The sequence below is a fragment of the Paraglaciecola arctica genome (assembly GCF_018861065.1).
GTDB classification, from domain to species: Bacteria; Pseudomonadota; Gammaproteobacteria; order Enterobacterales; family Alteromonadaceae; genus Paraglaciecola; species Paraglaciecola arctica_B.
On record NZ_JAHKQO010000036.1, the window covers coordinates 645,400 to 659,424 of the forward strand.

11 protein-coding genes are annotated in these 14,025 nt (G+C 40.9%); 8 read left to right on the forward strand and 3 right to left on the reverse strand.

Translation table 11 applies throughout. The features are described 5' to 3' along the window. The first annotated feature begins 135 nt into the window (after window positions 1–135). Entirely contained in the window at window positions 136–762 is a 627-nt protein-coding gene (locus KO534_RS16110; RefSeq protein WP_215930851.1) for a gluconate 2-dehydrogenase subunit 3 family protein, read from the forward strand. A 39-nt stretch (window positions 763–801) separates the two neighbouring features. Continuing rightward, complete coding sequence (locus KO534_RS16115) at window positions 802–2,505, forward strand: GMC oxidoreductase (protein ID WP_215930853.1); 1,704 nt, start codon at window positions 802–804, stop codon at window positions 2,503–2,505. Window positions 2,506–2,616: 111 nt separating this feature from the next. Here KO534_RS16115 and KO534_RS16120 read toward each other — a convergent pair whose 3' ends face one another. The 3 genes from KO534_RS16120 to KO534_RS16130 form a co-directional block, all read right to left on the reverse strand. Beyond that, window positions 2,617–4,821: a TonB-dependent receptor gene (locus KO534_RS16120; RefSeq protein WP_215930855.1), complete on the reverse strand. Its 2,205-nt coding sequence runs from the start codon at window positions 4,819–4,821 to the stop codon at window positions 2,617–2,619. A 288-nt stretch (window positions 4,822–5,109) separates the two neighbouring features. Then, window positions 5,110–5,709: a peptidylprolyl isomerase gene (locus tag KO534_RS16125; RefSeq protein ID WP_215930857.1), complete on the reverse strand. Its 600-nt coding sequence runs from the start codon at window positions 5,707–5,709 to the stop codon at window positions 5,110–5,112. Between the two features lie 10 nt (window positions 5,710–5,719). Next, the gene (locus tag KO534_RS16130; RefSeq protein ID WP_215930859.1) at window positions 5,720–6,877 is read right to left on the reverse strand and encodes a methyltransferase; all 1,158 of its coding nucleotides are present in this window, start codon (window positions 6,875–6,877) and stop codon (window positions 5,720–5,722) included. Between the two features lie 316 nt (window positions 6,878–7,193). Here KO534_RS16130 and bolA point away from each other — a divergent pair, with 316 nt between their 5' ends. The 6 genes from bolA (at window position 7,194) to KO534_RS16160 (ending at window position 14,024) form a co-directional block, all read left to right on the forward strand. Continuing rightward, window positions 7,194–7,508: a transcriptional regulator BolA gene (gene bolA / locus KO534_RS16135; RefSeq protein ID WP_215930861.1), complete on the forward strand. Its 315-nt coding sequence runs from the start codon at window positions 7,194–7,196 to the stop codon at window positions 7,506–7,508. 62 nt (window positions 7,509–7,570) lie between these two features. After that, window positions 7,571–8,110: a TRAP transporter small permease subunit gene (locus tag KO534_RS16140; protein ID WP_215930863.1), complete on the forward strand. Its 540-nt coding sequence runs from the start codon at window positions 7,571–7,573 to the stop codon at window positions 8,108–8,110. After that, entirely contained in the window at window positions 8,110–9,471 is a 1,362-nt protein-coding gene (locus KO534_RS16145) for a TRAP transporter large permease (RefSeq protein WP_215930865.1), read from the forward strand. The genes KO534_RS16140 and KO534_RS16145 overlap by 1 nt, the downstream gene beginning before the upstream one ends. Before the next feature lie 11 nt (window positions 9,472–9,482). Then, complete coding sequence (locus KO534_RS16150; protein ID WP_215930867.1) at window positions 9,483–10,577, forward strand: TRAP transporter substrate-binding protein; 1,095 nt, start codon at window positions 9,483–9,485, stop codon at window positions 10,575–10,577. 179 nt (window positions 10,578–10,756) lie between these two features. Beyond that, window positions 10,757–11,935 (forward strand): enoyl-ACP reductase FabV, encoded by a 1,179-nt coding sequence (gene fabV / locus KO534_RS16155; RefSeq protein ID WP_215930869.1) that lies wholly within the window; start codon window positions 10,757–10,759, stop codon window positions 11,933–11,935. Between the two features lie 748 nt (window positions 11,936–12,683). Beyond that, window positions 12,684–14,024, forward strand: coding sequence for a Na(+)-translocating NADH-quinone reductase subunit A (locus KO534_RS16160; protein ID WP_215930872.1), 1,341 nt, complete (start codon window positions 12,684–12,686; stop codon window positions 14,022–14,024). Window position 14,025 lies beyond the last annotated feature (1 nt).

Here is a 14,025-nt window from a genome sequence, read left to right on the forward strand (position 1 = left end):
TTATGATATTTAACAAAAGACAATTTCTACTTTTCATTTGAAAGCGATTTATTTATTCTAGAACGTTATGCCTTTTGCTTACCTCGTAAACCTATGTCTTAGCTGTATACGATTTGTAGGCGGTTTGGAGAAAAAATGAAAAACAATTCGGATCAACAAGACTCAAATATACCCAATAATCAGGAGATATCACGGCGAAATGTTTTACTGGGCATATTAGCTTCGGTCGGCGCAGCAAGTACTGCTGGATGTGCCCGCAGCCTCAACACTACAATTGTGGACTTAGAAAAAAGTAACGCTCAACACAATTCTAACTATGAGTTTTACACTTCTAAGGAATTCCTACTAGTCAGTCGGTTGTCAGACCTGATAATTCCCGACACGCAAACTCTAGGGGCATTGGCAGTAGGTGTACCTAGGTTAATGGACCAATTGCATACAGACTGGGCGTCGATACAAACTCAAACAGCCCATCGTGATGCTCTAAAGTTAGTTAATGATGAGCTTGACACAATTTCTGGTGTTCCTTTTTTAAAGCAAAATTCTGAAGCTCAATTAGCCACTTTAAGCACACTAGATAACTTAGCTTTTTCTAGTGATTATCAACGTTTAAGTGCATACCGCTCCATAAAAGAATTAATTGCGCGCTTTTATTATTTATCCGAAGTAGGGGCAAGTCAGGAATTGCGCTATGAATTAGTACCAGGTCGCTGGGAGGCCTGCATTCCCTTTGAAAAAGTTGGCCGTTCTTGGGCTGCTTAATTCAAACTAGAAAATAATTAGAAGCGGGAGACCCTTAAAATGACCCATTATGACGCTATTGTGATTGGCTCTGGAATGAGTGGAGGCTGGAACGCTAAAGAATTAGCTGAAAAAGGTCTAAAGGTATTAGTGCTGGAAAGGGGTCAAAAAATTGAACCTGCAAAAGACTATGCCGATTTTTTAAATCCTTGGGACACTCCCAACTTTGATAAAATCGCTGAAGATGAAATCAAACAGCACTATGCCATTCAGCATCGTGGCGTGGGATACGCGGTAAAAGAAAGTACTAAACATTTTTGGGTAAAAGACAGCGAACATCCCTACGACACCCCAAAAGACAAACCCTATGATTGGCTTAGAGGTCATCACACTGGTGGACGGTCTTTAACTTGGGGGCGACAATCCTACCGACTGGGTCCCCAAGATTTCGAGGCAAATAAACTAGACGGTCATGGCACTGACTGGCCTATAAGATATGATGATTTAGCCCCGTGGTACGATTATGTAGAAAAATTTGCGGGTATTTCGGGCAGCCACGAGGGATTGCCACAATTGCCTGATGGCGTTTTCCAACCTGCTTTTGAATTAACTTGTGCTGAGAAAGTGTTTAAAAAAAACTTGGAAAGTGCTTTTGCGAGCAGAAAAGTCATACCAGCTCGGGTAGCACACCTAACTGCTCCGACTGCAGAGCAGATGGCTCTGGGTCGAGGTCCTTGCCAAGCGCGAAATCATTGTAATAAAGGCTGTAGTTTTGGCGCCTATTTTTCTGCCAATTCAGCGACTCTTCCGGCTGCCATGCGCACCGGAAACTGTACGATAGTTAACAACGCCATAGTGCATTCACTTGACTATGATGCAACGACCAAACGTGTCACCGGTGTAAAAGTTATCGATGCTAAGAGTAAAGAAGTGACTACTTATACTTCTCGTATTGTATTTTTAAACGCTTCTGCTATCGCTAGCGCAATGATTTTGTTGCAATCAAAGTCTCCAACCTACCCCAATGGTTTAGCCAATAAATCGGATCAAGTGGGTCGCAATTTAATGGACCATGTCAGTGCAGCTAGTGCCAATGGTGTGATTTCTGGGTTTGATGACAAATACTATTACGGACGCAGACCCGGTGGGATTTATATTCCTAGATATGCCAATATCACAGAAGATAACAAACCTTATTTACGTGGTTTTGGCTTTCAAGGTGGAAGCTGGCGAGAAAGCTGGACAGGTAACAAAGCTGGTATAGGTGCTGACTTCAAAGAATCCAATCGTAAGCCAGGTAATTGGCGGATAAGTATCTATAGTTTTGGAGAAATTTTACCCAACCCCGAAAATCGCGTGACCTTGTCGAAAGATAAATCCGATAAATGGGGATTACCTCAAGCCTATATAGATTGTGAAATGGGCGAGAACGAAAAAATCATGATGCGAGAAGCGCAGAAAGACGCCTATTCTATGCTTAAAGAAGCTGGAGCAACGGATATTAGCCGTGGTCCAGATGCAGAATTGGACTTGTCTCTCCCAGGTAACCGTATTCACGAAATGGGAACAGCAAGAATGGGGCGCGATCCTAAAACGTCGGTACTCAACAAGTGGTGTCAGGCCCATGACGTGCCAAACCTGTTTATCACCGACGGAGCCTGCATGCCATCCGGTGGATGCCAAAATCCATCATTAACCTATATGGCCTTATCAGCTAGGGCGGCTAACCACGCAGTTAAGTTGTTTAAACAAGGCATCATATAATCGTCATGTAAGGCCACACACATTTTGTGTGTGGCTCCTCCTCTAGCAATAGATAAAAAAAGTGACCACTTGCTGGTCACTTTTTTTTATCTAGTGTTTGTCGCTAATCAACTAAAATTCGGTTTTAAATCTCACACCAAATTCACTGGCGTCATTACTTAAAACACGCAAGATATAATCTCCGGTATTTAGTCGTGCATTGTCATACCGCTCGTCAAAAATATTGGTTCCGTATAAGGATACTGTCCAATCACCTTTAGCTGGTGCGTAAGCAATATTAAAATTAACCAGCTCTCGGCTGTCTATTTCAGTCAATCGCCCGGGATCAGAACTAGGTTCCCCATACATTTCACTGCGGAACGAATAATCCACTCTAGTACTAATTGTCGCACCACCAGATAATTCGAACTCATATGAAGGGCTGATTGATGCAGTCAAATCGGGCGTCAAAGGCGCAACAGGTTTCACTCCATCTTGTTCAGATACATCAACATCCATATATCCTAAGCTAGTGTGTAGCTTAAAATTATCAGTAAAATAGAGGGTGCTTTCCCACTCGATGCCTCTAGAGGTTTGTTCAACGACTAGGTTACTGGTATCAAACCCACCTTCAGACGTAGTACTGACTTGGTATGGTAAGTCTTCGAACTCAGTATTGAATAGCGCCACACTCATACTAAAGTTATCTGTCACTTGACCTTTTAAGCCAACTTCATAGTTAACAGCGGTAATGTTTTCTGAAGCGACAAAACATTCTGGATCGCCAAATAAACAATAAGGACGCGCGGGAAACTGCCCTGATTGGTAACCACTTTGCACAGTACCGTAAACATTCAAACCGTTTTCTAAGGTATAACTGGCCGACAACTCATAACTAAGTTCGCTCCAGTCATCTTCTGAAGTAAATGGACCAATTCCCACGTTTGCTGTCGCATGTTTTTCATCTTTAGTGTATCGCAAACCACCAGAAATACGCAGGTCGTCTGTGACACCATATCCCATGTTAACGAACACAGCGCGACTGGTAGTTTCTTGATCTAACTCTAATAAATTGCCTCCACCATTAAAGCTAGAGTCCTCACCCTGACGGTTGCTACCTTCTTCATTAAACCAATAGATACCTGAAACAAAATCAAATTCATCGTAATAGCCGTTTAACTGCAGCTCTATTGATGTCTGATCAGCGTCTCCTCTTTCAGGATAATGATCTAAAGCGTAAATAGTTGCATCGTCATCTAATCCAGCTTTGTACTCTGACGTACGATGACTAACGACAGTTTTAGTGGTTAGCGTATCGGTTAAACTCCAATCCGCAGTAATTGATAATCCACTCGCTTCGTTACTTACAGTCGTCACTTCTTTAGTGCCTGTGGCGTTGTCGTATATATCAGGTGCCAAATCAGAATTGCGTAGCGGACCCGATGGTGTGGGCGCACCAAAACGCATACCAGTATAGTAAGCGCCAGTTGGCACTTCATCTATTAAAGTAGTATACGGACGTAAGCCGCCTTCACCATCATTAGCGTCTGCAGTGAGCACCAAACTGAAATCAGTGTTTGGGGCATATTTGACTGACAGACGTGTATATAAATCTTTGGTTTCACCTACATCATATTCAGCGTCCGGCACGTTGATAAATTCGCCTAATCCATCGCGAGCGTTATAACCAGCGTTGAAGTTAAATGAGAGTGAATCACTCAGCGCTCTGTTTACAAACACATCACCTTTAATACGGCCGCGGGTCCCAGCTTCTACTCCCACTTTAGTTACGGCTTCATTGTCAGGTTGTTTAGTGATGATATTAATCGCACCGCCTATAGAATTTCTTCCATAAAGTGTCCCTTGTGGGCCACGCAGCACTTCGATACGCTCAATATTATTTAGGTTCCAATTCTGACCCACTTGGCGTCCCAAATAGACGCCGTCTACATAAACACTGACCCCAGGATCTGTGGTGATAAGATGGTCCTGTAAACCAATTCCGCGAATAAAAGGGTTCGCTGAAGAAGTGTGTCCAGCCGAAAAACCCGTCACGTTTAGATTTGGAACAAATTTACCTACATCGGTTAAGTCACTAATACCTTGGGAAGCAAGGGCTTCCCCACTAAAAGCACTTATTGCAATTGGCACCTCATAAATAACCTGCGCACGTTTAGTGGCGGTAACAGTGATAGATTCAATTCTTTCATTACCATCAACTTCAGAAGATTCTTCTTGAGCATAAAGTGACCCGCTGAACGCAACTGAAACTGCGCTAGCAAGTAAAGCCAATCGAAAGGACGGCTTAAAGACCGAATTAGTAAATGTATTGCTCATTTTTGCTCCGTTATTTTTATGTATTTTCTGTGTGTATAAACTTTTTTATTAGGATTGGGTAAAGACTGTCACTCAGACAAGATACTAGGATAAACCATGCAAGGTGCAGAGTTTTTATTCAATTCAAGATTGGTTATGTTTAGATAAGCAATGACTAAACAATCATGCTTATTTACCACTTTGTCACTAAGTATTGAATCATACTTATGAGAATCAAGATAACACCGCAATAGAAAATGACAAACTACCCTACTGCGACATATTAAAGTGGCGGGAAAGCGCTAATGGTTAAACAGGCGGCAATACTATCACTTTGCGCAATATCACTTGCTCTACTGGGACATCTGACCATCCGTACTTGGGATCAAAATCTGTTTTCACTTCGGCCATTTTATCTAACACTTCATAACCTTCAACTACCGAGCCAAATACTGTGTAACCCCAGTTCCGTCCGGGATCCAAACTATCATTGTTATTCATATTGAAGAAGAACTGCCGAGTCGCAGAATGCGGATCATCCTGTCTTGCCATAGTAATGTTGTACATACTATTTTTTAAACCATTCCCGGATTCGTTAATTATTTTTCCAAATGAGGGTTTTTCTACAAAGTTAGTATCATAACCACCACCTTGCACTACGAAATCGGGCACAATGCGATGAAAAATCGTATCCTCATAACTACGTTTGTCAACGTAGCGTAAGAAGTTATTAACGGTAATGGGCGCCCTTGTGCGATCTAATTCAACGATGATATCACCCATACTCGTAACCATTTTTACTCTAGGGTAATAATTATCGGGTTGAATATGTGAACCATCGTCTTTGACCTTAGCTAAAACTAAAGTGGAGGCAATAACGAGACAGCTAACTAAAAGTGTTTTTAACATTGATAGATTCCTAGAGTTTAGTTGCTGACAAAATACTAAATTTTTGATTAGTTGCAACCGTTGTTGCCTTACCAAACAGCCTTTTTAATTTACTCGGGTAATCTAAATGTCGATTACCTACCACAATCAATTGCCCTCCTTTTTTGAGTACAGCTTTGGTATCTTTAAACATCTGCCAGGCTATGTGGTCAGTAATAGTATTTTGTTGATGAAATGGCGGGTTACATATCACCAGGTCTATTTCGGTAGCGCTAGACTTTTTAGCAAAGTCATCCAAACAATTATTCACCATAAACTCAGACTGACTGAGTTGCTGAGGCAAGTTAGTCTGTATATTTTGTTTAGCAGAAGCGATAGCCATATAAGATTCATCAACAAAAACCACTTTGGTCTGCCGCGTCTGGTTAAGGATATGAAGTCCTAAAATGCCGTTTCCGCAACCTAAATCAACCACAGTTTTATTATCCAGCTCGGGTAATTTAGATAAATGCTCAAGCATAAACCTTGCGCCAATATCCAGCTGCTGACGCGCAAAAACATTGGCTAGATTGCTGATTTCAAATTTTGGCTTTTCAGTAAACCAAATAGTTGGATAGGGACTCAAAGCAGACTTATCAGCAGTGGGTTCACAGAATATCAAACGTGCCTTTTTCTTGGCTAATGAGGTGGAGGTAGTGCCTAAAAACTTTTCGAATAAGGCCAACGTAGACTTATGGATCAGCGAAGCTTTACCTGCTGCGATAACAGTCGTGGTTGCTGATACTCTGCTTTGCAAATCAATTAGTTGTTGCTCTAGCAAAGCGGTAGTTTTGGGTACTTTAAGCAAAACTAGGTCGGTTTTCCCCGGAATTGCTGTCACTGAATCGTAAAATTCTACTGACTCTGCTGGCATGTTGTTTTGTTGTAGATTAATCAAACAAGATTGTTTAGCAACATATGAATCCGTCACCCATTGGGGACGTAAAGCGGCAAACCAGCAAGCTAAGGTGCCAAAATCATCGTTGTATATACTAATCGATAGCGTTTCGAGATTCGTAATATTCTGCTCTACATATTCAATTAAGTATTCGTCGGCCGCGTCCCACGCTTGCCAACTAGGATGTTGCAGCTGTTGTGGATATCTAACCAACTGCAAGTTTCTATTAAGAAGGGTTAAACTCGTGTTCATTTTTGTCCAAATTTAATGGGCCGTACAGCGATCATTGCTTGAATGGAAATATGATAACACGGCATTTGGCTCGATATGTCTGAAGCAAACAAAGAACCTTACCTAACGTAATAATGTAACTCCAGCTCAAATTAAGAATAATCGCAACCACAATCAAATAGCCATAGGGATACTCCATTGCAAGTAATAGGTATTCGTCACCTATGACGAAGTGGAATTGGATTCGGAATTTGTAAATTTTTTGTGTCATTTATTGGTTTTAGTAGCTAAAATTAAGAGTATAAAACAAGCTAAAGCATTGAACTTGGACAACTAAATGAATATTCAAAGCAATATAGAAAAAAAGCTAATGAATCACTTTAAACCAGAACATCTGCAGGTGATCAACGAAAGTTCACAACACAATGTACCTGCAGGCTCTGAGAGCCACTTTAAAGTGGTAATTGTCACACCAGCTTTCAGTGGTGAGCGCTTGATAAAAAGACATAGAGCGGTAAATTCGGTTTTAGAAGATGAGCTTGCAAACGATATTCATGCTCTTGCACTACATACCTATACTCAAGAAGAATGGAAAAACTTATTTGGAGAATATCCGCAGTCTCCCAATTGTTTAGGTGGTTCGAAGCAATAACTTTGATAGGCTTTATGCTGGTAACCTTAATTAATCAGCTCTAATAACAATAAGAAATATTCATGCTGTTAAACCATGCTGCTAAATGGCAGAAAAAAATCGATTCATTTCACCTTTTATTATGTCAATTGGTCAGTTGGTTTACCCTATGTATGGTATTGCTGACCTTTCTAATTGTGGTGCTCAGATACGGCTTTAATATGGGCTGGGTCGCGATGCAAGAATCGGTCATGTATCTTCATGGCATGGTGTTTTTATTAGGGGCCGCTCACACATTGCGGGTCAACGAGCACGTTCGAGTCGATATTTTTTATCGAAGCTTCTCACCTACCAAACAAGCAAAAGTCGATATTGTTGGTGGATTAGTGTTGTTAATGCCGGTCAACCTGTTTATTTTTTTCATTAGTTTCGAATACGTGGTTTCAGCTTGGAAAATATTGGAAGATTCCCAAGCGGCAGGAGGGATCCCCGCGGTATTTCTGTTAAAAAGTTTACTGCTAGCCTTTTCATTTACCATGGTATTGCAAGGCATCGCAGAGATTATTAGTAGCCTGCTGCGAATAAATCAGCAAAAACACATAGACAAAGAGAAGGTGCAATAATGGAATATCTCGCTCTTGTGATGTTTTTAGCGGTGTGTTTGGTTTTGCTATTTGGCTATCCCGTAGCCTATTCTTTAGCGGGTACGGCTTTAATTTTTGCGGCTGTTGGTGCACTTTTTGGCGTATTCGACACATCCTACCTGCAAGCCGTGCCAAGTCGTCTATTTGGGATAGTTTCAAACCAAACGCTTATTGCAGTGCCTTTATTTGTATTTATGGGCGTAATGCTAGAAAAATCTCAAGTGGCAGAAAATTTACTGATTGCCATGGGGCAAGTATTTGGTAGATTAAAATCGGGGTTAGCAATATCTGTAGTCTTGGTGGGTATGTTGCTAGCGGCAAGCACCGGAATAGTAGGGGCGACGGTAGTGACTATGGCGCTACTCTCTCTTCCAACCATGCTAAAGCAAGGTTACTCACCATCTTTTGCTAGTGGTGCAATATGTGCAACCGGCACTTTAGGGCAAATTATCCCTCCTTCAATTGCGTTAATTTTATTGGGTGATGTGTTATCAAGTTCTTTCCAACAAGCTCAATTAAGTATGGGTATATTTTCACCTAAGTCAGTCTCTGTAGGCGACTTATTTGTAGGCGCATTAGTGCCAGGGTTGTTGTTGGTCCTCATGTATGTGCTGTACGTGTTAATTTTTGCCAGCAAACAAATCGATTTATCCCGCAATACTCGAATTGATAACACGCCAATTTCTAAGATTGGATTAATTGCAGCGCTGTTTCCTCCGTTAGTACTTATCATCACCGTACTTGGCTCAATATTGGCCGGATTTGCGACTCCAACAGAAGCTGCAGGGGTCGGTGCAGTGGGTTCATTAATTCTGGCGGTTATTAACAAAAAGTTAGATTGGCAAAAATTAAGAGACGTCATGATGTCTACCACAAGAGTCACCTCTATGGTATTTCTGATTTTGATTGGCGCTTCAATTTTTTCTTTGGTATTTCGTGGTTTTGGTGGCGAAGAGTTAATAGAGGAGTTGTTTGCTGACTTACCTGGGGGTGTTTTTTCTGCAGTTTTATTAGTGATGGTCGTGATATTTTTACTCGGTTTTATTTTGGATTTTATCGAAATCACTTTTGTAGTGGTACCTTTAGTAGCGCCAGTTTTGTTGGCAATGGGGGTTGATCCTATATGGCTTGGAATTATGATAGCTGTTAATTTACAGACTTCATTCTTAACCCCACCATTTGGTTTTGCGTTGTTTTATTTACGCGGCGTCGCGCCACCAGAAGTTAAAACATCTGACATTTACCGTGGGGTGACCCCTTTTATTATCATTCAATTGGTCTTATTAGCGTGTTTAGCGATTTGGCCAAATCTGGTAACTTGGTTACCTTCCTTGCTTTAGAGAGTCTCTATATGAAATTACCTCAGCTGTTACTGGTGTTTAGTGTATTTCTTTTGTCCTGCGGTGGGCAACCTTCTGATACCTCAGCCCCCAAAATTGAACAACAAAATTATGAATGGAAACTGGTGACGTCTTGGCCAAAGAACTTTCCTGGATTGGGTAAAGGACCAGAAACCTTTGCTAAGTATGTAGAACGTATGTCCAATGGTAGGTTAAAAGTAAAAGTGTTTGGCGCCGGTCAAATGGTGCCGGGCTTTGAAGTATTTGATACAGTGTCAAGTGGTGCCGCACAAATGGGGCACTCAGGTTCTTATTATTGGAAAGGCAAAGCTCCTGCATCACAAATTTTCACTGCCATTCCTTTTGGCATGAACGCAACAGAAATGAATGCATGGTTACATTACGGTGGCGGCATGGAATTATGGCGAGAAGTCTATGCCCCCTTTAACCTAATCCCTTTTGCCGGAGGAAATTCAGGCGTGCAAATGGCCGGTTGGTTTAAACGCGAAATTAACAGCGTTGCAGACCTTAAAGGTTTAAAAATGCGAATACCCGGATTAGGTGGTGAAGTACTTAAAAAGTTAGGGGGTATTCCGGTAGCGCTTACAGGTGGCGAGTTATTTACTTCGCTTCAGTCTGGCGCAATAGACGCCACCGAGTGGGTAGGTCCTTATAACGATTTAGCCTTTGGTTTACACAAAGCAGCCAAGTATTACTATTATTCTGGGTGGCATGAACCTAGCGCGACTTTAGAATTCATGGTTAACAAACAAGCATTCGAAGCCTTACCAAAAGACCTACAAGCTATCATTGAAGTGGCGACTCGAGCAGTCAATCAAGATATGTGGGATGAATATACGGCCGCAAATAACGCCTCCATGCAGGCTTTAGTTGAGACCCATGGCGTAGATATGCGACCTCTGCCCGCAGATGTCATGTTAGCCTTAAAAAATGCTTCAGCTGAAGTTATGCAACAACAGTCAGAAGCAGATCCTCTATTTAAAAAAGTGTATCAATCCTATTCTGACTTTCAAAACAATGTCATGAAATATCACCAAATATCAGAATTCGAATACTATAAAAATCGCGCTACTGAACCGCAATAACGGCAGAATATGAAAATTTACTGTAACGTTTAGTGAGCGTTTGTTCGCGCAATACGTGGGGTTTGATAAGTAAATAGCACTAAACACACTTAAACCTTTAATTTTTTATCAGCTGTTCAGATGTGTTTATGCCAAGACTAGCATTACAATGCGCTGAAATTTAAAAATAGGAAGTCACTATGATTGTTAAGCCCAAAATTCGCGGCTTTATCTGTACTAACGCTCATCCAGTTGGATGTGCGGCTAGTGTTCGCCAACAAATTGAGTATGTTAAAGCACAAGGAGCATTAAAAAATGCTCCTAAAAACGTATTAGTTATCGGCAGCTCTACGGGTTATGGATTGGCTTCTAGGATCACAGCTGCATTTGCAGGCGGTGCTAATACCTTAGGGGTTTGTTTTGAGAAGCCTCCGACAGACAGGAAAACTGGCACCGCTGGTTGGTACAACACTGCTGGATTTCATACTGAAGCCTCTGCTGCTGGACTCTATGCTAAGACCTTAAACGGTGACGCTTTCTCAAAAGAACTCAAACAACAAGTCATCGATACGTTAAAAGCCGATATGGGGAAAGTGGACTTGGTTATCTATAGCCTAGCCTCGCCTAGACGAACCGATCCTGAAACTGGCGAAGTGTATAAGTCAACTCTCAAGCCTGTCGGACAAGCATACAAAACTAAAACATACGATACTGACAAAGACCAAGTTCATGAGATTGAACTTGAGCCAGCTAATCAAGACGAAATTCAACAAACTATTAAAGTAATGGGTGGTGAAGACTGGGAATTGTGGTTAGATGCATTAGATGAAGCCGACTTGTTGGCAGACAATTGCAAAACCACAGCCTATACCTATGTAGGCAAAGAATTAACCTGGCCAATTTATGGGCAAGCAACAATAGGCAAAGCTAAAGAAGATTTAGATAGAGCAGCCGCCTCTATTGTCAAAACTAAATCAGATAAAAAAGTACAGGCCTATGTCTCTTCTTTAAAGGCATTAGTGACTCAGGCTAGTTCTGCCATTCCGGTTATGCCCTTATATATTTCACTCATTTATAAAGTGATGAAACAAGAAGGCACACATCAAGGTTGTATTGAACAAATTTACGATTTGTTTACGGATAAATTAACCCAATCCAAACCTGAAGTGGATGAAATGGGTCGTTTATATATGAACACTAAAGAAACCAATGATGCAACTCAAGCTAAAATCAAACAATTATGGGATCAAGTCACTCAAGATAATTTCCACGATCTGAGCGATTATGCAGGTTATCACCATGAGTTTTTAAAACTGTTTGGTTTTGATGTCGCGGGTGTCGACTACGATGCTGACGTTAACCCTTTAGTTGAATGGTAAAGTACATTGCTTAACGAAGAAACCGCCTGAAAATTTGGCGGTTTTTTGTTGTAAATTTGCAACGACCTTGTGTTTCTGATTTCACTGCTTGTCTATTACCATTTAAGACAACTTCAAAGCATGAAGGTTGATCGCCTTTAAGCAGTGTAAAAATGCCAAGTATTGAATTCCTACAATAAAAACTTATTGTCCCAACCAATATTTATGGAAAACGGATAAAAAATGAAACCAACATTCATTACCGTTTTCGTCGGGGCAAACCTTAGTGATGAAATGTTATTTTAGAAGGCAAAGAAACCTGCTTTCACGCATAAATATCAACAGTCCAACTCAACTTTTCCCAATAAATTGCATTGTTAAAATTTTGATTAAAAAAAAGCCGCTGAAAATGACGGTTTATTCATTTTAGAAATTTGGTCTACCTTTCTAATAGGTTTATTCAGAAAAATCCATAAAAACCACAAAATAAATGTGTTTAAACAACAATTTGCATGGAAGAAATACACTGGTTAATGCTAAAATTCCGAGGCTAAGCTTGGGTGTCTTGTAGATTTATAGTTAAGGTTTACTCAAAGCAGTAATTTTTGAAGAAGATCGGACGCTGCAAAATTAGCTTGTAGCTTATTAAACAGTCTTGATTGACGATACTCACCACCACTAGGTTTTTGATGACTTGCATACAGTAGATGGAAGGCTGTATTTAAGAGCCTAATGGTGCTGTGTATTAATTAGAGTAGTGCTATTGCGTATGATAAAAATCACGAAAGGGTTAGATCTTCCTATTCAGGGAGCGCCACAACAGACTATTCAAGATGGAAACTCTGTTACCAGAGTCGCTATTTTGGGTGAAGAATATGTAGGAATGCGTCCTACCATGCATGTCCAAGAAGGAGACAAAGTGAAGAAGGGCCAAATTCTTTTTGAAGATAAAAAGAATCCTGGCGTTAAATTCACCGCTCCAGCTGCGGGTAATGTAGTTGAAGTTAACCGTGGTGCAAAACGTGTTTTGCAATCGGTTGTCATTCAACTTGAAGGTGATGAAAGTGAAGTGTTTGCTAAATATAGCAGTGCCGAACTCGCATCTCTAGACGCTGCTAAAGTAGAAGAGAACCTAGTTAATTCAGGATTATGGACGGCCATTAGAACTCGACCGTTCAGCAAGTCTCCTGAGTTAGGCTCTAAACCAAATTCAATTTTTGTATCTGTGATGGATACCAATCCACTGGCTGCGGATCCACAAATTGTGATCGCGGAGCGAAGCGAAGATTTCATCAATGGTTTGCAAGTTCTTAGCCGCTTAACTGAAGGTAAAGTATTTGTCAGCAAAGCGCCGAGCGCTGACGTTGCTGTAGGTAACGTAAAGGTTGAAGTGAATGAATTTGCTGGCTCACATCCTGCTGGATTAGTAGGTACCCATATTCACTTTCTAGATTCAGCTGGTGCCAATAAGAAAGTTTGGCATGTTGGATATCAAGATGTTTTAGCTATTGGTAGCTTGTTCACCACTGGTGAATTAGACAACCGTAAAGTGGTTTCATTAGCAGGTCCTGGAGTGAAAAATCCTCGTTTAGTACGTACTTTATTGGGTGCCGATCTAACTGAGTTGACGACCAATGAAAACAATGACGGTGAAATGCGTGTGATTTCGGGCTCTGTTTTGCAGGGTACCAATGCACATGGCGTACATGGTTATTTAGGTCGCTTCCACAACCAAATTACTATTTTACGTGAAGGCCGTGAAAAAGAACTTTTTGGTTGGATAAAGCCTGGTGTAAACCAACATTCTATCACTCGAGCTTACCTTGGGCATTTAAGTCCTAAGAAGTTGTTTAATATGACCACTACAACTAATGGTTCAGATCGTTCAATGGTACCAATTGGTAACTATGAGCGCATTATGCCGTTAGATATTTTACCTACTTTGTTACTTCGAGATTTACTTTCTGGTGATACCGATGGTGCGCAAAGTTTAGGTTGCTTGGAACTAGACGAAGAAGATTTGGCTTTATGTACTTATGTTTGCCCAGGCAAATATAACTATGGTCCAGTCTTACGTGAATGTTTAGAGCAGATTGAGAAAGAGGGTTAAT

Bases quoted from the DNA above. Each gene is read 5' to 3' on its own strand.
- KO534_RS16140 (WP_215930863.1), top strand. From the start codon at position 7,571: ATGCTGTTAAACCATGCTGCTAAATGGCAGAAAAAAATCGATTCATTT.
- KO534_RS16160 (WP_215930872.1), top strand. From the start codon at position 12,684: ATGATAAAAATCACGAAAGGGTTAGATCTTCCTATTCAGGGAGCGCCA.
- KO534_RS16150 (WP_215930867.1), top strand. From the start codon at position 9,483: ATGAAATTACCTCAGCTGTTACTGGTGTTTAGTGTATTTCTTTTGTCC.
- KO534_RS16125 (WP_215930857.1), bottom strand. From the start codon at position 5,709: ATGTTAAAAACACTTTTAGTTAGCTGTCTCGTTATTGCCTCCACTTTA.
- KO534_RS16120 (WP_215930855.1), bottom strand. From the start codon at position 4,821: ATGAGCAATACATTTACTAATTCGGTCTTTAAGCCGTCCTTTCGATTG.
- KO534_RS16130 (WP_215930859.1), bottom strand. From the start codon at position 6,877: ATGAACACGAGTTTAACCCTTCTTAATAGAAACTTGCAGTTGGTTAGA.
- fabV (WP_215930869.1), top strand. From the start codon at position 10,757: ATGATTGTTAAGCCCAAAATTCGCGGCTTTATCTGTACTAACGCTCAT.
- bolA (WP_215930861.1), top strand. From the start codon at position 7,194: ATGAATATTCAAAGCAATATAGAAAAAAAGCTAATGAATCACTTTAAA.
- KO534_RS16145 (WP_215930865.1), top strand. From the start codon at position 8,110: ATGGAATATCTCGCTCTTGTGATGTTTTTAGCGGTGTGTTTGGTTTTG.
- KO534_RS16110 (WP_215930851.1), top strand. From the start codon at position 136: ATGAAAAACAATTCGGATCAACAAGACTCAAATATACCCAATAATCAG.
- KO534_RS16115 (WP_215930853.1), top strand. From the start codon at position 802: ATGACCCATTATGACGCTATTGTGATTGGCTCTGGAATGAGTGGAGGC.